Source organism: Nonomuraea sp. ZG12 (genome assembly GCF_052068115.1).
Lineage (GTDB): Bacteria > Actinomycetota > Actinomycetes > Streptosporangiales > Streptosporangiaceae > Nonomuraea.
Window position 1 is genome coordinate 1 of sequence record NZ_JBQHCW010000024.1, and the last position, 23,014, is coordinate 23,014.

17 protein-coding genes are annotated in these 23,014 nt (G+C 71.6%); 12 read left to right on the forward strand and 5 right to left on the reverse strand.

Annotated features, from left to right (window positions below; all coding sequences use genetic code 11):
* Positions 1-9: 9 nt before the first annotated feature.
* On the forward strand, positions 10-6,891 hold the full coding sequence (locus ACTMTF_RS39250) for an SDR family NAD(P)-dependent oxidoreductase (protein WP_441115197.1): 6,882 nt from the start codon (positions 10-12) through the stop codon (positions 6,889-6,891).
* Between the two features lie 229 nt (positions 6,892-7,120).
* Here ACTMTF_RS39250 and ACTMTF_RS39255 read toward each other — a convergent pair whose 3' ends face one another.
* From ACTMTF_RS39255 to ACTMTF_RS39265, 3 genes are all read right to left on the reverse strand, one after another.
* Entirely contained in the window at positions 7,121-8,302 is a 1,182-nt protein-coding gene (locus ACTMTF_RS39255) for a cytochrome P450 (RefSeq protein WP_441115198.1), read from the reverse strand.
* A gap of 142 nt (positions 8,303-8,444) precedes the next feature.
* Positions 8,445-10,079, reverse strand: a complete 1,635-nt coding sequence (locus tag ACTMTF_RS39260; protein WP_441115199.1) for an alpha/beta fold hydrolase — start codon at positions 10,077-10,079, stop codon at positions 8,445-8,447.
* Positions 10,080-10,230: 151 nt separating this feature from the next.
* Entirely contained in the window at positions 10,231-11,214 is a 984-nt protein-coding gene (locus ACTMTF_RS39265) for a ParB/RepB/Spo0J family partition protein (protein WP_441115200.1), read from the reverse strand.
* Positions 11,215-12,180: 966 nt separating this feature from the next.
* Between ACTMTF_RS39265 and ACTMTF_RS39270 the strand changes: the two genes are divergently transcribed.
* The 10 genes from ACTMTF_RS39270 to ACTMTF_RS39315 all read left to right on the forward strand — a co-directional run bounded on the left by ACTMTF_RS39270 (position 12,181) and on the right by ACTMTF_RS39315 (position 19,870).
* Positions 12,181-12,516 carry a hypothetical protein gene (locus ACTMTF_RS39270; protein WP_441115201.1) on the forward strand — a complete coding sequence of 112 codons (336 nt, stop codon included), beginning with the start codon at positions 12,181-12,183 and terminating at the stop codon, positions 12,514-12,516.
* Positions 12,517-12,686: 170 nt separating this feature from the next.
* The gene (locus ACTMTF_RS39275; RefSeq protein WP_441115202.1) at positions 12,687-14,174 is read left to right on the forward strand and encodes an acyl-CoA carboxylase subunit beta; all 1,488 of its coding nucleotides are present in this window, start codon (positions 12,687-12,689) and stop codon (positions 14,172-14,174) included.
* Between the two features lie 47 nt (positions 14,175-14,221).
* On the forward strand, positions 14,222-14,449 hold the full coding sequence (locus tag ACTMTF_RS39280) for a DUF5988 family protein (protein ID WP_441115203.1): 228 nt from the start codon (positions 14,222-14,224) through the stop codon (positions 14,447-14,449).
* Positions 14,449-14,697 (forward strand): biotin/lipoyl-binding carrier protein, encoded by a 249-nt coding sequence (locus ACTMTF_RS39285; protein WP_441115204.1) that lies wholly within the window; start codon positions 14,449-14,451, stop codon positions 14,695-14,697. Before ACTMTF_RS39280 ends, ACTMTF_RS39285 begins: the two co-directional genes overlap by 1 nt.
* 93 nt (positions 14,698-14,790) lie before the next feature.
* The gene (locus ACTMTF_RS39290; RefSeq protein ID WP_441115205.1) at positions 14,791-15,549 is read left to right on the forward strand and encodes a thioesterase II family protein; all 759 of its coding nucleotides are present in this window, start codon (positions 14,791-14,793) and stop codon (positions 15,547-15,549) included.
* A gap of 34 nt (positions 15,550-15,583) precedes the next feature.
* Entirely contained in the window at positions 15,584-16,261 is a 678-nt protein-coding gene (locus tag ACTMTF_RS39295; protein WP_441115206.1) for a 4'-phosphopantetheinyl transferase family protein, read from the forward strand.
* A gap of 7 nt (positions 16,262-16,268) precedes the next feature.
* Entirely contained in the window at positions 16,269-17,168 is a 900-nt protein-coding gene (locus ACTMTF_RS39300) for a hypothetical protein (protein ID WP_441115207.1), read from the forward strand.
* A 154-nt stretch (positions 17,169-17,322) separates the two neighbouring features.
* Complete coding sequence (locus ACTMTF_RS39305) at positions 17,323-18,510, forward strand: thiolase family protein (protein WP_441115208.1); 1,188 nt, start codon at positions 17,323-17,325, stop codon at positions 18,508-18,510.
* Positions 18,507-19,184 carry a 3-oxoacid CoA-transferase subunit A gene (locus tag ACTMTF_RS39310; RefSeq protein ID WP_441115209.1) on the forward strand — a complete coding sequence of 226 codons (678 nt, stop codon included), beginning with the start codon at positions 18,507-18,509 and terminating at the stop codon, positions 19,182-19,184. The genes ACTMTF_RS39305 and ACTMTF_RS39310 overlap by 4 nt, the downstream gene beginning before the upstream one ends.
* Positions 19,181-19,870: a 3-oxoacid CoA-transferase subunit B gene (locus ACTMTF_RS39315; RefSeq protein ID WP_441115210.1), complete on the forward strand. Its 690-nt coding sequence runs from the start codon at positions 19,181-19,183 to the stop codon at positions 19,868-19,870. The genes ACTMTF_RS39310 and ACTMTF_RS39315 overlap by 4 nt, the downstream gene beginning before the upstream one ends.
* A 4-nt stretch (positions 19,871-19,874) precedes the next feature.
* On the opposite strand, the gene ACTMTF_RS39320 is transcribed toward ACTMTF_RS39315, so the two are convergent.
* Positions 19,875-21,017 (reverse strand): acyl-CoA dehydrogenase family protein, encoded by a 1,143-nt coding sequence (locus ACTMTF_RS39320; protein WP_441115211.1) that lies wholly within the window; start codon positions 21,015-21,017, stop codon positions 19,875-19,877.
* Between the two features lie 39 nt (positions 21,018-21,056).
* On the opposite strand from ACTMTF_RS39320, the gene ACTMTF_RS39325 reads away from it, so the two are divergent.
* A complete protein-coding gene (locus ACTMTF_RS39325; protein ID WP_441115212.1) occupies positions 21,057-22,199 on the forward strand; it encodes an acyl-CoA dehydrogenase family protein in 1,143 nt (380 codons plus the stop codon).
* A 9-nt stretch (positions 22,200-22,208) separates the two neighbouring features.
* Here ACTMTF_RS39325 and ACTMTF_RS39330 read toward each other — a convergent pair whose 3' ends face one another.
* The gene (locus tag ACTMTF_RS39330) at positions 22,209-22,979 is read right to left on the reverse strand and encodes an SDR family oxidoreductase (protein WP_441115213.1); all 771 of its coding nucleotides are present in this window, start codon (positions 22,977-22,979) and stop codon (positions 22,209-22,211) included.
* Between the last annotated feature and the right edge of the window lie 35 nt (positions 22,980-23,014).

Consider the following 23,014-nt stretch of genomic DNA (forward strand, 5'->3'; position numbering starts at 1 on the left):
TGCTGGGATGTGCGCCGGGCTCCGGAGGCGTTCCGGTACCTGAGTCAGGCCCGCAACGTCGGCAAGGTCGTCCTGACCATGCCCCGCACCGCCGATTCCCAGGGGACCGTGCTGCTGACCGGCGCCTCGGGAGCCCTCGGCGGACTCGTCGCCCGTCATCTGGCCGCGAACCGGCAAGCCGAGCGCCTCGTGCTGGTCTCCCGGCGGGGACCGGCCGTGCCCGGCACCGCCCGGCTCGCGGCCGAACTCGCCGCTCATGGCGTCGGGGTCGACGTCGTCGCCGGCGATGTCGCCGATCGGGCCGCGCTGGCGCAGGTCATCGCCGCCGTGCCCGCCGGGACGCCGCTGCGGGGAGTGGTGCACGCGGCCGGGGTCCTGGACGACGGCGTGATCACGTCGCTCACCCCGGCCGCCCTTGACACCGTGATGCGGCCCAAGGTGGACGGCGCCTGGCACCTGCACGAGCTGACCAGGACCCATGATCTGAGCCTGTTCGCGGTGTTCTCCTCGATCGCCGGGATCTGGGGCAACCCCGGCCAGGGCGGATACGCGGCGGCGAACACCTTCCTGGACGCCCTGGCGGCGCATCGCCGAGGAGCCGGCCTGCCCGCCACTTCTCTGGCCTGGGGACTGTGGCAGCTCACCGGCACCCAGTCCGGGGCCGGCGGGATGGCCGGGCAGCTCAGCGGGGCCGACTGGCAGCGCCTGGCCGCGCAGGGCCTGCGGCCGCTGACCGGGGCCGACGGTCTGGCTCTGCTCGACGCCGTCCGGGGCGTGGGTGAGCCCGGCGGTCAGCCGCTCGACGGAGCGGGCGCTCTGCTGGTGCCGGCCCGGCTCGACCCGTCCCCGTTCCGGCGCCGTGGTCTCGACGTACCGGCTCTGCTGTCTGGCCTGGCCTCGCTGACGCCGACCGCCCGAGCCACCCGGCGAACCGCCGGCCTGGCCGGCACGGCCGGTCCGGCAGGGCTCGCCGCTCGCCTGACCGGCCTGTCTCCGGCCGAGCGGGAGTCGACGGTCCGCGACCTGGTGCTGACCCAGGCGGCGCTCGTGCTGGGGATGGCCGGGCCGGAGTCGATGGATGCCGGTCGGTCGTTCCGTGAGCTGGGTTTTGATTCGTTGACGGCTGTGGAGTTGCGTAATCGGCTGGGTGAGGTGACCGGTCTGCGGTTGCCGGCCACGCTGGTGTTCGACTATCCGACGCCGTCGGCGTTGGTGGGGTTCGTGCTGACCGGGTTGCTCGGTGATGTCACTGCGGTGGCGCTGCCCACGGCGCGGGCTCAGGACGGTGACGATCCGGTGGTGATCGTCGGGATGGGCTGCCGCTTCCCCGGCGGCGTGTCCTCCGCCGGGGACTTCTGGAGCCTCCTCGCCTCCGGCGCCGACGCGGTGTCCGGTTTCCCAGCCGATCGCGGCCCGGAATGGGAGAGGGTCTTCGACCCGGACCCGGCGGCGGTGGGCAAGAGCTACGCCCGCGAGGGCGCGTTCCTCGGCGATGCGGCCGACTTCGACGCGCGGTTCTTCGGGATTTCGCCGCGTGAGGCGCTGGCGATGGATCCGCAGCAGCGGCTGCTGCTGGAGACGTCCTGGGAGGCCCTGGAGGACGCCGGGATCGACATCGGCACCCTGAGCGGCAGCTCGACCGGGGTGTTCACCGGGCTGATCTATCACGACTACAGCGCCGGTGGTGTCGTGCCCGGCGACGTCGAAGGCTATGTCAGCACCGGGATGTCCGGTGGGGTGGCGTCCGGGCGGGTGGCGTACGCGCTCGGTCTGGAGGGTCCGGCGGTGACGGTGGACACGGCGTGTTCGTCGTCGCTGGTGGCCTTGCATCTGGCGGTTCAGGCGCTGCGGTCCGGGGAATGCACGCTGGCCCTGGCTGGGGGAGTGACCGTGATGGCCACCCCCGGTATTTTCGTCGACTTCTCGCGGCAGCGGGGGTTGGCTGCGGATGGGCGGTGCAAGGCGTATGCGGATGCGGCTGACGGGACGGGTTGGGGGGAGGGTGTCGGGGTTCTGGTGGTTGAGCGGCTTTCGGATGCGCGTCGGCTTGGGCATCGGGTGCTGGCGGTGGTTCGGGGGTCGGCGGTCAATCAGGATGGTGCGTCGAATGGTTTGACGGCACCGAATGGTCCGTCGCAGCAGCGGGTGATCCGGGCGGCGCTGGCCAACGCCGGGTTGTCGGCCGGTGAGGTGGATGTGGTCGAGGGGCATGGGACGGGTACTCGGCTGGGTGATCCGATCGAGGCGCAGGCGGTGCTGGCCACCTATGGTCAGGGCCGGGACGCCGGGAGTCCGGTGCTGCTGGGTTCGGTGAAGTCGAACATCGGTCATACCCAGGCTGCGGCCGGGGTGGCCGGGATCATCAAGATGGTGCAGGCGATGGCCCACGGCGTCGTCCCGGCGACGCTGCATGTGGACGCTCCGTCGTCGCAGGTGGACTGGGAGTCGGGCGCGGTCGAGCTGGTGACCGAGGCGATCCCCTGGCCCGAGACGGATCGCCCGCGCCGGGCCGCGATCTCGTCGTTCGGTTTCTCCGGTACGAACGCGCACGTCATCATCGAGCAACCCGCAGAAATCCCCCTCAACCAGGACGACACCGAGACGCTGCCGGTCGTTCCCTGGGTGATCTCCGCCCGCAGTGCTGCCGGGCTGGCCGCACAGGCGCGGCGGCTGAAGGAGTTCATCGGCTCGCAGCACGATCCCCGTGATGTCGGCTGGTCCCTCGCGACCACGCGGACGGCGCTGCCCCAGCGGGCGGTGGTGGTCGGCGCGAACCGGGAGGAACTGCTGGACGGGCTGGACCAACTGGCGTCCGGCCGGCGGTCGCCGTCGGCGGTGACCGGTTCGGTGGGCAAGGTCGGATTCGTGTTCACCGGGCAGGGTGCGCAACGGGTGACGATGGGGGAGAGCCTCTACATGGCCTATCCCGTGTTCGCCCAGGCCTTCGACGCCGTGTGTGCGGGGCTGGAGGAGCATCTCGATCAGCCCGGCCGGTCCCTGCGGGAGATCATTCGGGGCGACGGTTCGGAGGACGGCCTCCTGGACCGGACGGTCTGGGCCCAGGCGGGGCTGTTCGCTGTCGAGGTCGCCCTGTTCCGGTTGCTGGAATCGTGGGGCGTGACCCCGGCGATGGTGGCCGGTCACTCCATCGGCGAGCTGGCCGCCGCTTACGTGGCCGGGGTCTGGTCTCTCTCGGACGCGTGCGCCGTGGTCGGCGCGCGGGGCCGGTTGATGGAGGCGCTGCCCCCCGGCGGCGCGATGCTCGCCGTCCAGGCCGGTGAAGCCGAGGTCCGGGAGGTGCTCGCGGGCCTGACCGGGGGCGATGTCGCGGCGGTCAACGGTCCGGCCGCGGTGGTGGTGTCGGGGTCGGACCGGGCCGTGGCCGAGGTGGCGGGGGAGTTCACGAGCCGTGGCGTACGGGTGCGTGACCTCCGGGTGTCACACGCGTTCCACTCGCCGCTGATGGAGCCGATGCTGGCGGAGTTCGCGCGGGTCACCGCGTCGGTGTCGTACAGCACGCCGCAGATCCCGCTGGTGTCCACGGTGACCGGGTCGCCGGTGACGGACGAGGTGACGGATCCGGCGTACTGGGTGCGTCAGGTGCGCGAGCCGGTCCGGTTCGCGGACGCCGTCACCAGCCTGCGGGATGCGGGCGTCCGCACGTTCGTCGAGCTCGGCCCGGACGCCGTCCTCTCCGCCCTCGGCCCGCAGACCGTCGCCGTCTCGGGTACGACCCCGAGTCCGGCGGATCCGACTTCGATCCCGAGCCCGACCCCGAGTCCGGCGGATGCCGAGGACTGGATTCCGGTCCTTCGCCGGGACCGGGACGAGCCCGCGACCCTGGTGACGGCTGTCGGCCGGTTGTACGCCCGGGGCGGGACCGTCGATTGGCCCCGCTTCTACGCCGGGACCGGGGCGCGGCGGGTGGACCTGCCCACCTACGCCTTCACCAGGCAGCGCTACTGGCTGAGCAACAGCTCGGTCCGGCTGGATGTGGCCGAGCTGGGGCAGTCCGTGGCCGGGCATCCGCTGCTGGGCGCGGCGGTGGACCTGCCGGACAACGGCGGCCTGGTCCTGACCGGGCGGCTGTCCCTGGCCGCGCAGCCCTGGCTCGCGGACCACCGGACGGCGGGCCGGATCCTCGTCCCGGAAACGGCCCTGATCGAGATGGCGGTACGGGCCGGCGACGAGACCGGGCACACCCACCTGAGCGAACTCCAGATCCACGTCCCACCGGTCCTCCCCAGCCCCGGCGCCCTTCAGGTCCAGGTCATGCTCAACCGGCCGGACGACGACGGCCACCGCGAACTGGCCATCCACTCCCGCCCCGAGAACGAGGCGCCGCACGGCCCCTGGACCCGCCACGTCACCGCCATCCTCACGCCCGCCGCCACCCCCGACGAGCCGACGGCCAAGCGCCCACCGGCCGGTGCGCAGCCGCAGCCGGTATCGACGGTCCGGGATGACCTGGTGGAGTGGCCGCCGGTCGGTGCGCAGCCGGAGGGGGCGTCGACCTTGCGGCACGTCAAGGGCGTGTGGCGGCGTGGTGCGGAGGTTTTCGCCGAGATCGTCCTTGACGAGAACCTGGATGTCTCCGGTTTCGGCCTCCACCCTGCCCTTTTGGACGCAGTCCTGCCGCTGACCGGGCCGGCCGGGGACGCGCCGATGCTGGCCGCCGCCTGGACCGACGTGGTCGTACACGCCACCGGCGCCGCCAGCGTGCGCGCCCGGCTGGCGCCCGTCCCCGGCGCCGAGGCGATGGCGGTGACCCTGTACGACGACACCGGCCGGCCGGTGGCCTCGGTGGGATCCGTGGCCCGGCGCCCGCTCACGGCCGAGGAACTGCCCGCCGCAAGCCCTGATTCGCTGTTCGAGCTCGAGTGGATCCCGGCCGACGCCGGTGCGCACCCCGCCCCGGACCGATGGGCCCTGGTCGGGCCCGGCCTCGAAAGCGTCGGCCACGGATGGCCGGAGGTATGGCGTCACGCCGCGATGAGCGACCTGGCGGCACCGGGTATACCCGTCCCGGACGCGATCGTCATCAGCGGCCGGCCGGCTGAGGCCCCAGCCGAGGCCGAGGACCTGGCCCACGACTCGGCCGCGGGCCCGGCCGCGGGCTCGGACGGTGATGTCGCGGCCGTGGCCCGGGCTGGGGTTCAGGCCACGCTGGCCCTGCTGCAGGAATGGCTGGCGGCTCGGGACCTCGCCGGGACGCGGCTGATCGTGCTCACCCGCCGGGCCGTCGATGCCGGGCCGGGGCCGGTCGACGTCGCCGACGCGGCGGTCTGGGGCCTGATCCGGGTGGCCCAGTCCGAGTACCCGGGCCGGATCGTCCTGCTCGACGTGGACACCCCGGCGGCCATCGACCAGGCACTCCCGGCCGCCATGACGACGGGACAGCCTCAGGTCGCCGTCCGAGCCGGTCGGCTGATGGTCCCGAGACTGGTTCCGGCGACGGTGAAGGCGATGACCCCCGACGGGGCGAACGCCGGCCGGCGGGGAACGCTGCTGGTCACCGGCGCGTCCGGAGCGCTCGGGCGGCTCGTCGCCCGAGGCCTGGCCGGCGCCGGAAGGGCTGAGCGGGTCGAGTTGCTCTCCCGGCGCGGCCCCCAGGCTCGGGGAATGGGCGCCCTGGCGGCCGAGCTCGCCGGGATGGGTGCCACGGCGCGGGTGACCGCCTGCGACGCGGCCGACCGGGACGGCGTCGCCGCGCTGATCGCGGCCGTCCCCGCCGGGACGCCGCTGCGTGGAGTGATCCACGCCGCCGGGGTCCTGGACGACGGGATCATCGAATCGCTGACCCCGGCGCGGGTGGAGGCCGTCATGCGGCCGAAGGTGGACGGCGCCTGGAACCTGCACGAGCTGACCAAGACCCTCGAACTCGACGACTTCGTCCTGTTCTCGTCGATGGCCGGGATCTGGGGCAACGCCGGTCAGGGCGGTTACGCCGCGGCCAACACCTTCCTGGACGCCCTGGCCGCGCACCGGCACCGGGCCGGACTCCCGGCCACCTCCCTGGCGTGGGGACCGTGGCAGATCGACGAGACCGACACGGCTGGGGGGAAGGCCGGGCAGATCGACGAGGCCGGCGCGGCAGGGGGGATGGCCGGGCGGATGGAGGACGCTGACCGGCGGCGTATGGCCAGGCACGGCCTGCGGCTCCTCAGCAGCGCCGACGGGCTGGCCCGGCTGGAAGCGATGATCGAGCGGGGCCCGCGCGAGCCGGGCACGGTCCCGGCGCTGCTCGTCCCGGTTCACCTGGATCTCGGTGTCCTTCGCCGGCACACCGGGGCGGGACTGCCGCCGTTGCTGTCCGGCCTGGTCGGCGGTACCACCGCCGGCCCGGTTCGGCGCGTCGTCGGCCCGGCCGGCGCGCCCGAGGAGAACGCCCCGGCCGCCCGCCTGGCCACGCTCCCTCCGGCCGCCCGCGAACGCGCCGTGCACGATCTGGTCCGCGCCCAGTCTGCCCAGGTCCTCGGTCTGCCCGGCCCTGACGCGGTCGATCCCGGCCGGTCCTTCCTGGAGCTCGGGCTGACGTCCCTGACCGCGCTGGAGCTGCGCAACCTGTTGAGCAGCGGCGTCGGCCTGCCCCTGCCGGCCAGCGTGATCTTCGACTACCCGACGCCGGCCGCACTGGCCGGGCACCTGTGCGCCGGCATCGTCCCCGCCGAGACGGCGCTGCCCGTCCTCGACGGGCTCGACCGGCTCGCCTCCCTGCTCTCCGCGGTGGACCAGGACAGCGACCGGCGGTCGGAGATCATCACGCGCCTGGAAGGCATGATCGCGGACTTCCGGACCGGGACCGCGGAGAACTCGACGGCCTACCGAGACCTGTCCGTGGCGAGCGACGACGAGATGTTCGACCTGATCGACCGGGAGCTGGGGATCTGAGGGACGAAAAAGGAGCGGCCGGTGACCCCGGCCGCTCTTCGGCTCTGTTCGGTGGGCCTCCATCGCCGCGGGCGGAAGACCAGATCCGGGCGATCCCGCGTCGATGTGGTCCCGGGCGGGATCGGCGCCGGCGGAGCGCAGCCCGTCCCCTGAAGTCCGAGCACGCAGGCCGGGTCACCCTGATGGGTGGCCCGGCCTGCGTTGGGGCGGAATCGCCTGGCGCGGTGGGTCAGGAGCGGTCGCAGGTGACGACGGCGTTGCGGAGTTCGTACCCCATCAGTTCGTCGGCCCAGCACAGGTCCGGCTCGCGCCGCAGTCGGATGCCCGGCACGCGCAGGAGGCGGTCGAGGAAGATTCGGGTCTCGGTGAGGGCCACCTGCGCGCCCGGGCACCGGTGGCTGCCGTCGCCGAAGCTCAGATAGGAGCCGGCCGTCTTCGTCCGCCGCGCCCGGTCCGGGTCCAGGGCGTGGGGGCACTCGCCCACGCCGGCCTCGTCGAGGTTGGCGGCGCGGATGTCGAGGACGAGGTTCTCACCGCTGGTGACCGACCCGGAGGCGGTCACCGTGTCGGCGGTGACCCGGCGGGCGATCATGTTGACCACCGGGTCCAGCCGCATGATCTCCTCCAGGATGGCGATCTGGTCGGCGTCCTCGCCGGTCAGGAAGCGCTCGCGCAGCGCGTCGTCCCCGAACAGGTGCCAGGCCGCCATGACGATGAACTCCCGGGTGGTGATCATCCCCGCGACGGCGTACGTCATGCACTCGACGAGGATCGCCTTGTCCGGGTAACCCTCGTCGAGCAGGTGCGAGATCACGTCCTCGCGGCGCTGCGCCCGCCTGGCCCGGATGGCCGGCCGTACGTCGAGCATCAGGAAGCGCACACCGTGGAAGGTCGCCAGCAACTGCCCGAAAGGGCGCTGCCAGCGGCTCATCCGCGGCAGGCGCAGGCCGATCAGGGTGGCCTGGATCCGCTGGGCCATCGCGCTCTGGACGCTGTCGGTCAGCCCGACGATCTCGGCGGCCACGGTCACCGCGAGTTCGAAGCTCATCCGGTCCAGCTGCCCCTCCCCACGGGCCCGCATCCGCGCCAGCAGGTCGTAGGTGGTCGTCTCCATGACCGCGCGGTACCGGGTGCTGATCGCCTTGGGGGTGAAGAAGCGGACGATCGCCTGCCGCTTGCGCTTGTGCGGCTCGCCGTCCAGGAAGAACACGGAGGTGAAGGCCGGATCGCCGGTGACCTCGCCCGTGGCGCCGGCCCCGGCTTGCCGGGTCGCGGTGCCGCGCAGGAGCTCACGGGCGAAGGCCAGGCTGCCGACGACGCGCGTGCCGGGCTCCACGGTGATCCGTTCGGCGGCCAGCGCCGCCGACTTGCGGTCGTCACGAGTAGCTTCGAACGGACACGAAGCAGTCATTTGTCTACCCACCAATCTCGAAGGCTGGACAGAACCGGCGTCCGTAGCCCCCACTGGGAGGCGGCGAGGTCCTGTCCGAACGCGAACAGCTGGGGCACCGTGTTCCGGTGACCCCAGCTGCCTGCAGTGCTTACATCGGGACCTACTGGTCAGCCGCGCCGGCCGTCGCCATGACTCCCGCGAGCGGGGATGCCGACGTGGTCGCGGGCGAGGTGGTCGGGTCCGGCAGCGCGTTCGCCGGGCACTTCAGATCCGAGGTGTTGCCACGCACCCGGCTCGGCAGGGTGCCGTCGTGCAGGTACTCGGTGATCGACCTGCCGGGGGAGCAGGACTCAGGGGTGGCCGAGTCGGCCGGGGTGACGCCGCTCTGCACCAGCACTGCCTTCGGGAACCGCTTGCGCACCGCCAGGCTGCCCTCGTAGGTCGAGTTCGCTTCGATGGTCGAGTCGAGCACCATCAGCATCGGCGGCGTCTTCAACCCGCCGACGGGGGCCGGCTTGCGCGGCGGCACGCTCCAGGACTGGCACGAGGCGACGAACCAGGTGTTGTTCCAGGACGCGAACGGCCACTTCCGGTAATCCTTCTCGGTGGTGCGAATCCAGGTGTTCCAGTTCTTCGGCCACGGGGCGTCGGTGCACATGGTGGAGAGCGCCATGGCCTGGAGGTTGTCGGTGGTCGTCGGGTAGTTGGCGTCGTACAGCGTCTTCATCGACGCGGTCTCGCCCCTGTTGACATAGGCCGAGAAGACCTCGGCCAGTTCCTTCCAGTGGCTCGTGTTGTACGCGAGCAGGAAGACGTCGGTCCAGACGGTCGGTCCGTAGGTGCCTTCGGCCGGCTGCTTCGTCAGCTTGGCCAGCGTGTCGTAGTACTGCTTCTTGACGGCGGCCTCGGTGGTGCCGAGGTGGTAGAGGCTGTCGTACTTGGCCACCCACGCGGCGAACGCCGAGAAGTTCTGGTTCAGCGGACCGTTCTGGTTGCGGTTGTAACCGAACCAGGCTTCCTTGGGGTCGACGCTGCTGTCGAGGACCATCCGGCGCACCCGCTGCGGGTACATCGTGCTGTAGACCTCGCCGAGGTAGGCGCCCCAGACGTAGCCGTAGAAGTTGATCTGCTCCTGTCCGAGAGCCTTGCGCAGGCTCTCCAGGTCCTTGGCCGAGTCCACGGTGGTGGCGTGCTTGAGCAGGCCGCTGTTGGTCCGCGCGCAGGCGGCGGAGTAGTCCTGTGCGATCTTTATCTGCGCGGCGAGCTGCTTGCCCGTGGCCGGCACGTAGGGCAGGCGGTTGTAACCGTGGATGCCCGGGTCACAGCTCAGGGTGGGCTGGCTGGCGCCGACGCCTCGCGGGTCGAAGCCGATCCAGTCGTAGTCACCGCTGACGGCCTCCGGCAGCAGCTTGCCCACCGAGGCCTGGCCCAGGGCGGAGCCGCCGGGCCAGGTCAGGTTCACCACGAGGGCGCCCTGGTACTCGCTCTCGGCGGAGGTGTGCTTGATCCGGGACACCGCGACCTTGATCTTCGTGCCGGTCGGGCGGGAGTAGTCGAGCGGCACCTCCAGATGGCCGCACTCACCGCCGAGGACCTGCAGCCCGTTGGTGCACGGCGACCACGTGATCGGCGGGGGGGTGTACGGCCGCTCGGTGGGCTTGCCGTGGCTGGGCTTGCCGGGGGTGACCGACGCGCTCACCGGCGCCGTCGCAGCCTGTGCCGATAAGGGGGAGAGATACGCACAACTCATCGCGAGGCCGCCGATCACGGCCACGGCTTTCACAAGTCTTTTCATGAGGATTTCCATTCGTTCTGCCGCTTCTTTTACGGCTTCCGGTCCGTCGGATTGTTTCGTCCCGCAGATCTGGAAACAATCTGGGAGAACGGACACTCTTCTATCAGAGGAACACGTGGCACGGCACGCACAAAGTCTTGAGCGGTGCGGCTCAGTCGAATACTTCTTGTCGCCGGCGAAGCTCCTCGGCGAACGCCATCCAATCCTGGCCGGTCCGGTCGGCGACGAGACTCAGGTCGCGTGACCAGTGCACCGGAATTGCGTCGATGAATTCTTTCCATTCCCCTGAATTGATGACGTGCAGCACCATCCAGCCGATGAAGGCCCGGCCGCGTTCGGTGTACTTCAGCGACGGGTCGTTGGCCAGCTTCGGCGACAGCGACGACCACGTCGGCTGGGGAAGGGACCGCATCGTGGAGGAGGAGAGGTTCGACTCGGTGGGCGGCCACGGTTGCATCGGCGACAAGGTGGCGGAACGTCCGGTGCCGCCGGTGCCGTCGTTCAGGGGCGTCGCGTTCCTGCGGGGCGCGACCGGATCCGCGCCGCGCCGGATCCGGGCCCGCACGTCCTGGGCCGTGGCCGGCGCCACGTCGGCCTCGCGAGCGATCTCCCGCAGCGAGGCGTCCGGGTGGACGGCGATGTAGTCCGCGGCCCGTCGCCGGCCTTCGGCGGCCGTCAGCGGACGGCGTTTGCCGTCCCGGCCCAGGCGCTTGCCCAGCTGCTGACCGTCATCGGCGCAATGGCGGCGGATCCCCGCGATCGTCTTCGCGCTCAGCCCGGTGGCCGCTCCGATCGCCCGGTCGGACCAGTCCGGATGCCACTCGACGATCTGTCTGGCCCCGGCCATCCGGTCGGCCCGGCTCAACGGCAATCCGTGCCAGGTGTTCGCCTTCACCGCGAGAATGAACGCGTCCTCGTCCGAGCAACTGATCAGCCGTACCGGAATGGTCTCCTCGCCGCGGAGTTTCGCCGCCTCGAAGCGGTGCATCCCGTCGACGATGCGTGAACTGCTCTCCTGCACCAGGATGGCCGGCAAAGCGCACGAACTCGCGGCTTCCGCCAGCATCTGCACATGGGTGGGGTCCGTGCCGATGCCGCGGACGAAGACCCCCGGCTCCAGTCTGCTCAGCGGCATGTACTGGACCGGTAACTGATCGATTGCGTCGGCCGAGTCGAAAATCCGCTTTCGGGATATAGCGGGATCTGGGGCTTGGTAGGACGATGCGGTGTTCAGGGTCATCGCGGTGTGCTTTCTTTAAGGAATTAGCAGCAGGCGTTCAGTCATGCAATGCTAAGTATTTCAGCTTGAGATGACGGGCGGCGAAGATGTGATCCTCAACACACTGGTGCGGTATTGCTGGCAATGAACCCGAGATAAGTTTCATGGAATAGCAGGTGGTGAGCGGCTGACTGCGAAAAGTGCTTGGCCGTGTGCCAGCCCAGGGCGCTCACCTGAGCGATTTCCATATAACTCTGGCCACAATGATCTGACAATGAGATTTTCTGATAATTCCACCAGGCGTAGCACAGGCTTCATCTGGCCGTACCTGCGCCTGGATCGCTCCATAGGCGATCTTGCCTGCTCTGGGCCCTCATCGAATTCCGTTCGGTTGTTCAACTGCGGACGCGCGGCAGTTGAACATTCACCGAAGGGCTCTGGCGGCCCTCTTCGAGGGAATGTCACCGTCCGGCAGCAGGACGACACGCCATGGCGTTGTTCTCGTCCGACGGGATTCGGTCTCCGGGCCACAGGCCCTGCCACGTCTGGGATTCCGCGTCCGCCGGCGCCTTCGTGAACGGACGGCGTCATCGCCCGGAATTCCTGGAAGTCGCGCAGTCGCCGACGGTACTCCAGGCTATTGCAGTATCGCTCCGCGTGGCGTATTTCAAGCCTTCGGCGACGATTAGCGGTGCGCCTCCGTCCGTTCAACTGCTGCGGTTCAGCAGTCGAACGTCGACCGTGCGGGCCGAGGTTGTATCGCGCCGAGCGGTCTGGGTACCGTGCTGCTGGCCGGTGAGATCCGTCACCGTTGCCAATCCGCCGTCGGCGTGAATCCGCGGCAGAATTTCAGCCGACATCGAATTTAAGGGGTGGCGAGCGGTGGGGCATGTGTTCTCGCTTGTTCTCAGCCGGGAGATTACTGACGAAGAATCGGCGATCCTGCGGGAAGCAGGCTGCGCCGAAGCTGTTTTCGGGACCGATTCACTGCCGACCAACGCCGACGTCACGGTCACGAAGATGGATTTCGATGACACCGTTTCCCCGTCGCTGGCCGAGGCGATCGAGTCGGCCCTCGAAGCGGTGAAGAAGGTGCCGGAGCTGTCCGTTCCCGGGCTCACGGTTCCCGCCGTGCCGAAGGCGCCGGACGCGGAGTCCGACGCCGGTGCCGACGCGGAGTCGGGCGTGCTGGTCGGCGAGGTCGTCGAGGCGGGGTAGAGCGCCGCATCGGAGGCCCCAGCGGCCGTGTGAGGCCGCTGGGGAGACACCCGGCCCCTGTCCGCGCCGACGGTCCGCGCCGACGGTGGACCGTTTCCCGCGCCACGCGGGAAACGGCCCGCCGTGATCGGTATCCAGCCGCCAGTCAGCCCATGAAGAAGGGGATTGCCATGACGGAGCTGCCCACATCCGCCCCGCCGGGGCCGGCGGGCACCGGGGGCGAGCCGGACGGTCACCGACCCGTCGCCGAGGAGAACCCGCGCGACCCCCGGGGCCGGCTGGCGAGGTTGCTGGACCAGGGAACCCTCACCGTCCTGCACGAGAGCGACGTGATCAGGACGACGGTGGCGCTCGGCCAGGTCCACGGCGTGGAGGTCATCGCCTTCTGCACGGACGCGCGGGTGATGGGCGGAGCCGTGGGGGCCGCTGAGTGCCGCCGCATCGCGGACGCCATCGACCTGGCGCTCCGGAAGAATCGCCCGGTCATCGGCCTGTGGCACTCCGGCGGCGCCAAGCTCGCCGAGGGGATCGAGGCGATGGACGGGATCGGCCGGATCTTCGCGGCGACGGTCCGTGCGTCCGGCAAGATCCCCCAGATCTCCGTGGTGCTCGGCCCGGCCGCCGGCGGCGCCGCGTACGGGCCCGCGCTGACGGACGTGGTGATCATGGCACCGGCCGGCCGGGTCTTCATCACCGGCCCGGAAGTGGTGCGCAGCGTCACCGGCGAGCTGATCGACATGGAGGGCCTGGGCGGGACGGAAGCCCACGGCCGCAAGTCCGGCGTGGCGCACATCGTGGCCGACTCCGAGGAGGATGCCTGCTCGCGCGCCCGCCACGTGACCTCCCTGCTCGCCGTGCCCGGCAAGGTGGACCCGGACGCGGTGGGCCCCGCCAGGGACCTGCGCGCGCTGCTGCCCGCCTCACCCCGGCGGGCCTACGACGTACGGCCGCTGGTGACCGGGCTCCTCGACGCCGAGGCCGTCCACCCCGGCGGCGACAGCGGTCATTTCCAGGAGTTCCACGCGAAGTGGGCGCCGAACGTCGTCACCGGCCTCGGCCGGCTGGCCGGCCAGACCGTGGGCGTCGTGGCGAACAACCCGCTGCGCAAGGGCGGCTGCCTGGACTCGCTGAGCGCGGAGAAGGCCGCGCGTTTCGTACGGATGTGCGACTCCATGGGGGTGCCGCTGGTCACCCTGATCGACGTGCCCGGCTACCTGCCCGGCGTCGCCCAGGAATGGGGCGGCGTCGTCAGGCGTGGCGCGAAGTTGCTGTACGCCTTCGCCGAGGCGGTGGTCCCGCGCGTCTCGGTCGTCACCCGCAAGTCCTACGGCGGCGCCTACATCGCGATGAACTCGCGTGCCCTGGGCGCCACCAAGGTGTTCACCTGGCCCGACGCCGAGGTCGCCGTGATGGGCGCCGAGTCGGCCGTGGGCATCCTGCACAGGAAGGCGCTCGCCGCCGCGCCCGAAGCGGAGCGGGAAGCGCTGCGCGCACGGTTCATCGACGAACAGAAACGACTCGCCGGCGGTGTCCACCGCGGCGTCGCGCTCGGGGTGATCGATGAGGTCATCGACCCGTCGCAGACCCGCGCGGCGGTGGCGGAGGTCCTCGCCGCCGCGGCCTACCGGCGCGGGACGCACGGGAACATCCCGCTGTGAGAGTCGGGCACATGCTGGATTCGCAGGTCCTGAGAGTGAGGATGATTATGGACGACACTGGCGCTCCCAACGTGTTCCTCAGCGGCGGCGGCTCTCGCACGGCACTCGCCGACGAGGAGCGGCTGCGCTACCTGCCGGATCCCGACGTGACCAAGGTCAAGGTCCTGTGCGGCAATCGCTACGAGCACTTCGAGGCCAGCACCGACACGACGCTCGTCGACGAGCGCGAACTGCGGGTCTTCGTGTGGACCCGCCGCACGTACGTGGCTGAGTGATGAGCGCAGAGACACAGGCGGCGGCGCAAGAGGTACGGGCGGAGATCGTCGCGGTCGTGAGCCAGGTTCTCACGGCGGCCGGAGACGATGTCGCCGTGGGCGACCCGCTGGTCATCCTCGAATCGATGAAGATGGAGATCCCGGTCCTCGCCGAGGACCACGGCCGGATCCTGCGGGTTCCGGTCGCGCCCGGCGACAGGGTGCAGGAGGGAGATCTGCTCGCGGTGATCGGCTCCGGCTGTGGGTGAGACAGGCGGAAACGGCTGCGGGTATGGTCCTTCCCGCCCGCCCCTACTCCGCTTACCGCGTATCTCTCCCCCTGAGCAGAAAGTGATGACCCGATGAGCATCCCCGCCGACGACAACCCGTGGATCCGCCGGTTCCACCACGAGCCGAACAGCCGGGTCACCCTGGTCTGCTTCCCGTACGCCGGCGGCTCGGCCAGCTTCTTCTACCCGGTCTCCGACGCCTTGCAGGCCACGATGCAGGTGGTGGCGCTGCAGTACCCGGGACGGCAGGACCGGCGTCTGGAACGGCCGCTGACCACGATCGCCGAACTGGCCGACGAGTCCTTCGCCGCGCTGCGCCCCCTCATGGACCGGCCGCTGGCCTTCTTCGGGCACAGCATGGGCGCCACCTTGGCGTTCGAGGTCGCCGTACGGATGAAGCGCGAGCTGATCGACGGCCCGGTCACGTTGTTCGCCTCCGGCCGCCGCGCCCCCTCCCGGCACCGGGCGGAGACCGTGCACCTGCTCGACGACGACGGAATCGTCGCCGAGTTGAAGAAGGTCAGCGGCACCGACGCCCGCATCCTCGGCGACCTGGAGCTGCTCCGGATGGTCCTGCCGGCGATCCGCGGCGACTACACCGCCGCCGAGACCTACCGGTACGAGCCCGGCCCGGCGCTGGACTGCCCGATCATCGGGCTGGCCGGGGAGAGCGACCCGAAGGTGACCGTGGACGAGGTCGAGTCCTGGGCCGACCACACCACCGCCGGGTTCGAGCTGCGCACGTTCAGCGGCGGCCACTTCTACCTCGCCCAGCACCAGCGCGCGGTGGTCGATCTGATCAGCGACCAACTGCTCTCCCTGAAACTCTGAGGACGGTCATGGCTTCGACCCCCACCGCCGCGCGATGAACGACCTGCTGTCGACGACCGGACTGCTCGCGCGGGTCCTGCCGGCGCACGCGCTGACCGCCGAGGCGTACGCCGATCCGCCCGGTGTCATGCTCTACCCGGACGAGGAGGCGGTGATCGCGCGGGCGGTGGAGACCCGCCGCCGCGAGTTCGCCACCGTCCGGCACTGCGCCCGCGCCGCGCTCGAACGACTCGGGGTGCCGCCCGGCCCGATCCTGCCCGGAGAGCGTGGCGCGCCGCGCTGGCCGGAGGGGGTCGTCGGCAGCATGACCCACTGCGCCGGTTTCCGCGGCTGCGCGGTCGCGCACGCCACCCACCTGAGCACGATCGGCCTCGACGCCGAGCCGGCCGCGCCGCTGCCCGACGGCGTCCTGGACGCGATCGCGCTGCCGGAGGAGCGGGCCGGCATCCGGCGCCTGGGATCGGACATCCCCTGGGACCGGCTGCTGTTCAGCGCCAAGGAGTCCGTCTACAAGGCCTGGTTCCCGCTCACCCGCCGGTTCCTGGAGTTCGACCAGGCCCGGATCGAGCTGGACCCGGCCGGCGGATTCACCGCGACGCTGCTGGTGGCGCCGCCGATGACCGTCATCGGCCCGCTGACCGGGTTCACCGGTCGCTGGATCCACCGCGACGGCCTGGTGATCACCGCGATCGCCGTCCCCGCCCAGGGGTGACGCTGGGATGCGCATCGGCGGGCACGGCGCCGAGGATCGGTACGGGTACGCCCCGTACGACAACGGGTTGGAGACCTTGATGCACACGCTTACCGGGACGGCGACGTCCACCCAGCGGCCCGGCGCCGGCGACGCGTTGTACGTGCGCGACCGGTCCACCGGCGAGCTGTTCGCCTATCCGCACCGCCCCGGAGCCATCGGCCCCGCCAGCTACGGCGCCCCGATCCGGATCGGCACCGGCTTCCTGCCCGAGGTGTCCCCGGTGCTGGCCGCCGGCGACTTCTATGGCGACGGCGGCCTGACACTCCTCTGCGGCCTCCCCGACGGCCGCGAGATCCTCCTGCCCGCGGCCCGATCCTTCAATGCGACTGACCTCCCGTCGATGGCGGGATCCTTCACCGCCGCCGACCTGCCGCCCGTGGAGCCGGCGTCGGTGGCGGCCACGCAACTTGTCGTGGTGCGCGGTGTCAGGGGCCGGCCGGAGCAGGTGCTGCGGGCCGGTCCGGACGGGACCGTCCGGCTGGCCGAGGCGTCCGCCCCGGACCGGGCGAAGCCGCTGGCCACGATCGAGCCGGGCACGGTGCTGCTCGGGATGGGGGACGTCACCGGCACAGGCCGATCGGACCTGCTGCTGCGCCGCCCGGACGGCGGGGTCGGCGCGTGGGAGTTCCCCGCGGCCCCGGGCGCCGGGCTCTTTCACGACCTGGGCGCCGACTTCGACGGCACCGTGGTGATCGCCGCGGCCGACGTCAGCGGCGACGGGCTGTTCGACCTGCTCGCGGTCGGCGGCGACGGCGAGCTGCTGGTCTTCCCCCACAGCGGCGTCTTCTGGCCGCAGGACCCCGCCACCACCTTCCTCGCCCCGATCCCGGTCACCGACGTCGGCGCGGTCGACATCATCGGCTGACCGCGAGCCGGCCGAGCCGGCCGAGTCGACGAGCTGGCCGGGCCGACGAGCCGGCCGGTGCTCGATGCCCGGGTCCGTCCTCCTGCGGGTGAGCTACGCTGCAGATGTTCATAAAGAGGACAAGTGTTCGCATAGCGAACAGTTGGAGGACGGTATGGGCTCCGCCTTCGTCTACGCCGCGGCGCGTACACCCTTCGGCAGGTTCAACGGCGCGCTCGCCGGCGTCCGCCCCGACGACCTGGCGGCCACCGCCCTGCGGGGCGCGCTGGCCAAGGTCCCGGCGCTGGACCCGGCCGCGATCGGCGACGTCGTCTGGGGCAACGCCAACGGCGCCGGTGAGGACAATCGCAACGTCGGCCGGATGGCCGTGCTGCTCGCCGGGCTGCCGGTGAGCGTGCCGGCCACCACGGTCAACCGGCTGTGCGGCTCCAGCCTGGACGCCGCCATGATGGCGTCGCGGACGATCGAGAGCGGCGACGCCGACGTGGTGGTGGCCGGAGGCGTCGAGTCGATGACGCGGGCCCCGTGGGTGCTCCCCAAGCCCTCGCGGGCGTTCCCGGCCGGCGACACGACCGCCGTCTCCACCACGCTCGGCTGGCGCCTGGTGAACCCGAGGATGCCCAAGGAGTGGACGGTCTCACTCGGCGAGGCGAACGAGCAACTGCAGGAGAGGTACGGCATCTCCCGCGAACGGCAGGACGCCTTCGCGGCCCGCTCGCACGCGCTGGCCGACGCCGCCTGGAACGCGGGGTTCTACGACGATCTGGTGGTGCCGGTCGAGGGCGTGGACCTGGCGCGCGACGAGGGGATCAGACCCGGCTCCACCCCGGAGACGCTCGCCGGGCTCAAGCCGGCCTTCCGCCCCGACGGCACCATCACGGCCGGCAACGCCTCGCCGCTCAACGACGGCGCCTCGGCGGTCGTGCTCGGCTCGGAGGCGGCCGCGAGCCGGATCGGCGCCGACCCGGTCGCCCGCGTGGCGGGCCGCGCCGCCTCGGCGCTCGAACCCCACCTGTTCGGGTACGCGCCCGTCGCCGCCGCCGACCAGGCGCTGCGCCGGGCCGGCATCGGCTGGGACGACGTGGGGGCCGTGGAGCTGAACGAGGCGTTCGCCGTGCAGTCGTTGGTGTGCGTGGACGCGTGGAAGGTCGACCCGGAGATCGTCAACACCAAGGGCGGCGCCATCGCCATCGGCCACCCCCTCGGCGCCTCCGGAGGGCGCGTCCTCGGCACCCTCGCCCGCGTGCTCGCCGAACGGCGCGAGCGGTGGGGCGTCGCCGCCATCTGCATCGGCGTCGGCCAGGGGCTGGCCGTCGTCCTCGAGAACGTGAACGCCTCATGACGGCCGTCACCCGCGATCCCGACGAGGCCGTGGCCGGGATCGCCGACGGTGCCACCGTGCTCATCGGCGGGTTCGGCATGGCGGGCATGCCGGTCACGTTGATCGAGGCGCTGATCCGGCAGGGCGCCACGGATCTGACCGTGGTCAGCAACAACGCGGGCAACGGCGACACCGGCCTGGCCGCCCTGCTCGCCGCCGGCCGGGTACGCAAGATGATCTGCTCGTTCCCGCGCCAGACCGACTCCTGGGTCTTCGACTCCCTGTATCGGGAGGGGCGGGTCGAGCTGGAGGTCGTCCCGCAGGGCAACCTCGCCGAGCGGATGCGCGCGGCCGGCGCCGGCATCGGCGCGTTCTTCAGCCCCACCGGGGTCGGCACGCTGCTGGCCGAGGGCAAGGAGCGGCGCACCATCGACGGCCGGGAGTACGTCCTGGAGTATCCGATCAAGGGCGACGTCGCGCTCATCGGCGCCCACACCGGCGACCGGAGGGGCAACCTCGTCTACCGCAAGACCGCCCGCAACTTCGGACCCGTCATGGCGACGGCGGCCACGCTGACGATCGCCGAGGTCCGCCGGGTCGTCGAGATCGGTGAGCTGGACCCCGAGAGCATCGTCACCCCCTGCATCTACGTGGACCGGATCCTGGACCTGAGCGCAGCGGAGGCCACCTCATGACGTTCGCCATCCCCCCGGCGGGCCGGACCGTCGAGCACCTGGGCCGCGGTCCGCTCGGCCGCGACGAGCTCGCCGCCGTGGTCGCCCGCGACATCCCGCGCGACTCCTTCGTCAACCTCGGCATCGGCCAGCCGACGACGGTGGCCGACCATCTCGCGGCCGACTCCGGCGTCATCCTGCACACCGAGAACGGCATGCTCGGCATGGGGCCCGCCGCGTCGCCCGAGGACGTGGACCCCGACCTGATCAACGCCGGCAAGATCCCGGTCACCGAGCCGCCCGGCGCGGCGTACTTCCACCACGCCGACTCCTTCGCCATGATGCGAGGCGGCCACCTCGACGTCTGCGTGCTCGGCGCGTACCAGGTGTCCGAGCGGGGCGACCTGGCGAACTGGCACACCGGCGCCCCCGACGCGATCCCCGCCGTCGGCGGCGCCATGGACCTGGCCATCGGGGCCAAGGACGTGTTCGTCATGATGACGCTGTTCGCCAGGGACGGCTCGCCCAAGCTCGTCCAGAAGTGCACCTATCCGCTCACCGGCCTGGCCTGCGTGAGCCGCCTCTACACCGACCAGGCGCTCTTCCACCTGGGCCCCGGCGGGGTCACGGTGGTCGAGACGTACGGCACGACCGTCGAAGAGCTGGCCGCCCGGCTCGACGTGACAGTGCGCCGGCTCGACAGCTGATGACTCAGAGCACGTGGGCGGCCAGGCGGGCGCGGTGCCAGGCGGGCGAGCCGAACAGGGCGGCCGCCGAATGGGCCCGCTTGAAGTGCAGGTGGGCCTCGTGCTCCCAGGTGAAGCCGATGCCGCCGTGCAACTGGATGGTCTCGGCCGCCACCGCCGAGTACGCCTCCGCGCAGTACGCCTGCGCCGTGGCCGCCCGTACCTCGAGGTCGGGCGCGTCGCCGGCGAGCGCGCGGGCGGCGTCGTCACTGACCGACCGGGCGGATTCGACCAGCACGTACAGGTCGGCCAGCCGGTGCTTGATCGCCTGGAACGAGCCGATCGGCCTGCCGAACTGCTCCCTGACCCGTACGTACGCGAGCGTCATCTCCAGGCAACGGGCGCTGCCGCCGAGCTGTTCCGCGCTGAGCGCGGTCGCCGCCACGGCGAGCAGCCGTTCCAGCACGCGCCGCCCGTCGGCGGCGATCAGCCGCGCGGGCGCGGCGTCGAAATGCACCCGCGCCTGCGGCCTGGTGCGATCCATCGTGACCAGCGGCTCCACCCGGACACCGGGCCCGCCGGGGTCCACGACATAAACCCCCAGACCACCCTCCGCCCTGGCCCCGAGGCCGCCGCCCGCACCGGGCGCGAGGTCGTCGGCCGGGGGGCCGGAAGCGGGGTCGCCGTCGGGGGATCGGGCGGGCACGATGAGGAGGTCGGCGTGGGCGCCGTCGAGGACGTGCTCCTTGACGCCGGTCAGGCGTCCGTTCACCACCTGTGCGCGGATCGCCGCCGGGTCCCAGCTGCCGCGCTCGGCCCAGGCCAGCGCGCCGATCCGGCTGCCGTCGGCGAGGCCGGGCAGCGCGGCGGTCTCGCCGCACGCGAGCAGGGCCTGCGTGGCGAGTACGGCGGAGCCCAGGTAGGGCAGCGTGGCCACGGCCCGGCCCAGCTCTTCGCACACCACCTGGGTCTCGGCCAGGGTGCAGCCCGCGCCACCGTGCTCCTCGGGCACGGCGAGGCCGAACGCGCCCACCTGGTCCGCGAGCAGCCGCCAGACGGCCTCGTCGTAGCCGGCCTCGGCGTCGGGCGCGGGCCGGGACGGGGGAGTGCGGGCCAGGAGAGCGCGCACGGTGCTCCGCAGCTCCTCGTGCTCGTCGGTAGTGATCACGCCCGGAATTATCTAACAAGTGTTTGGTAGAGTGCCAGTGTGACGTTCAGGGCTGAGGTTCGCGCCTGGCTGCGGGACAACCTGACGGGCGAGTTCGCCGAGGCGCGCGGGCTGGGCGGGCCGGGGCGCGAGCACGAGGCGTTCGACCTCCGGCTGGCCTGGGAGCGGCGCCTGGCCGCCGCCGGCTGGACCTGCCTGGGGTGGTCGCAGGAGCACGGCGGGCGCGGCGCCGGCATCGCCGACCAGGTCGCCTTCCACGAGGAGTACGCGCTGGCCAGGGCACCCGCCCGGGTGAACCACATCGGCGAGAACCTGCTCGGCCCGACCATCATCGCGTTCGGCACCGGCGAACAGCGCGAGCGGTTCCTGCCGCCGATCGTGGCCGTGCGGGAGCTGTGGTGCCAGGGCTACTCCGAGCCCGGCGCCGGCTCCGACCTGGCCGCCGTGCGGACCCGCGCCGAGCTCGACGGCGACCGGTGGCGCATCACCGGGCAGAAGGTGTGGACCTCCCTGGCCGTGGAGGCCGACTGGTGCTTCGCGCTCTGCCGCACCGAGCCCGGCTCCACCCGCCACCACGGCCTGTCCTACCTGCTGGTGCCGATGCGGCAGGACGGCGTGGAGGTCAGGCCGATCGTCCAGCTGACCGGGACGAGCGAGTTCAACGAGGTCTTCTTCGACGACGCCGTGACCGGGGCGGCCGACATCGTGGGCGCGCCCGGTGACGGCTGGCGGATCGCCATGGCCACCCTCGGCTTCGAACGCGGCGTGGCCACCCTCGGCCAGCAGGTGGGCTTCCGGCGCGAGCTGGAGGCCGTGATCGAGGCCGCCCGCAGGACGGGCGCGATCGACGATCCGCTGTTGCGCGACCGGCTCGTGCGGTCCTGGATCGGCCTACGGGTGATGCGGCTCAACGCGATCCGCACCATGGAGGGCGCGCCGGGGGCCGGGTCGTCCATCTCCAAGCTCGTCTGGGGCGTGTGGCATCGGGAGCTGGGGGAGCTCGCCGTGGACGTGCTCGGGGCCGCCGGGATGATCGCCGACGGCCCGCCGTACGAGCTGAGCGACGCGCAGCGGCTCTACCTGTTCTCGCGCGCCGACACGATCTACGCCGGGTCGAACGAGATCCAGCGCGGGATCATCGCCGAGCGGGTTCTGGGGCTGCCCCGTGAGGCGCGTCCCTGACCTCGGGGCTCACGGTTGCGTCACCAAGTACCGGGCCGGGTATTCGCCGCCGCCGTGCACCGCGAGGTCCGCGCCGGTGAGGTAGGAGGCCAGGTCGCTCGCCAGGAAGAGGCAGGCGTTCGCGACGTCGGCCGGGACCGCCGTCCGTCCCATCGGGATCACCCCGGCCACGGCCGCGCCGCCGTCCTCGCCGTAGGCGGAGGCCATCGGGCCTGCGGTGATGTGATTGACCCGCACCTTGGGCGACCACTCCAGCGCCAGCGCCCTGGTCAGGGTGAGCAGCCCGGCCTTGGCCGCCGAGTAGGCGGCGGTGCCCGGTTGGGGGTGCACGCCGGAGACGCTGCCGATGTTGATGATCGACCCGCCGGTGGCCTGGGACCGCATGACCCGGTTGGCGGGCTGGGCCACGTAGAAGGGGGCGAGCAGGTTGAGCGCCACGACCCGCTCGACGAACCTGGGCGAGACGGTCGCCGCGTCCGCGTCCGGGGAGCCGCCGGCATTGTTGACCAGCACGTCGAGCCGCCCGAGCAACTCGACGGCCTGCTCCACCAGGCGGACGGCCGCCGCCGGGTCCCGGACGTCGGCCGCGACGAAACGGGCCGTCCTGCCGCTGGCGGTCGGTAAGACGGTTCCGTCCGTGGTCGCTGGGGTGTCCGGTGAGTTCCTTCCGCACACCAGCACGTCGGCGCCGGCGGCGAGGAACGTCCGTGCGATCACCTGGCCGATGCCCTTGGTGCCGCCGGTCACCAGCACCGCACGGCCGGCGTAGTCGATGCTCATGCCGGGCTCTCCTCGCGCTGTCGTCGTCGACGAGC

Coding starts and splice junctions, on each gene's coding strand:
- ACTMTF_RS39255 (WP_441115198.1), bottom strand. CDS start 8,302: ATGACTGCTTCGTGTCCGTTCGAAGCTACTCGTGACGACCGCAAGTCG.
- ACTMTF_RS39260 (WP_441115199.1), bottom strand. CDS start 10,079: ATGAAAAGACTTGTGAAAGCCGTGGCCGTGATCGGCGGCCTCGCGATG.
- ACTMTF_RS39265 (WP_441115200.1), bottom strand. CDS start 11,214: ATGCCGCTGAGCAGACTGGAGCCGGGGGTCTTCGTCCGCGGCATCGGC.
- ACTMTF_RS39275 (WP_441115202.1), top strand. CDS start 12,687: ATGACGGAGCTGCCCACATCCGCCCCGCCGGGGCCGGCGGGCACCGGG.
- ACTMTF_RS39280 (WP_441115203.1), top strand. CDS start 14,222: ATGGACGACACTGGCGCTCCCAACGTGTTCCTCAGCGGCGGCGGCTCT.
- ACTMTF_RS39285 (WP_441115204.1), top strand. CDS start 14,449: ATGAGCGCAGAGACACAGGCGGCGGCGCAAGAGGTACGGGCGGAGATC.
- ACTMTF_RS39290 (WP_441115205.1), top strand. CDS start 14,791: ATGAGCATCCCCGCCGACGACAACCCGTGGATCCGCCGGTTCCACCAC.
- ACTMTF_RS39295 (WP_441115206.1), top strand. CDS start 15,584: ATGAACGACCTGCTGTCGACGACCGGACTGCTCGCGCGGGTCCTGCCG.
- ACTMTF_RS39300 (WP_441115207.1), top strand. CDS start 16,269: ATGCGCATCGGCGGGCACGGCGCCGAGGATCGGTACGGGTACGCCCCG.
- ACTMTF_RS39305 (WP_441115208.1), top strand. CDS start 17,323: ATGGGCTCCGCCTTCGTCTACGCCGCGGCGCGTACACCCTTCGGCAGG.
- ACTMTF_RS39310 (WP_441115209.1), top strand. CDS start 18,507: ATGACGGCCGTCACCCGCGATCCCGACGAGGCCGTGGCCGGGATCGCC.
- ACTMTF_RS39315 (WP_441115210.1), top strand. CDS start 19,181: ATGACGTTCGCCATCCCCCCGGCGGGCCGGACCGTCGAGCACCTGGGC.
- ACTMTF_RS39330 (WP_441115213.1), bottom strand. CDS start 22,979: ATGAGCATCGACTACGCCGGCCGTGCGGTGCTGGTGACCGGCGGCACC.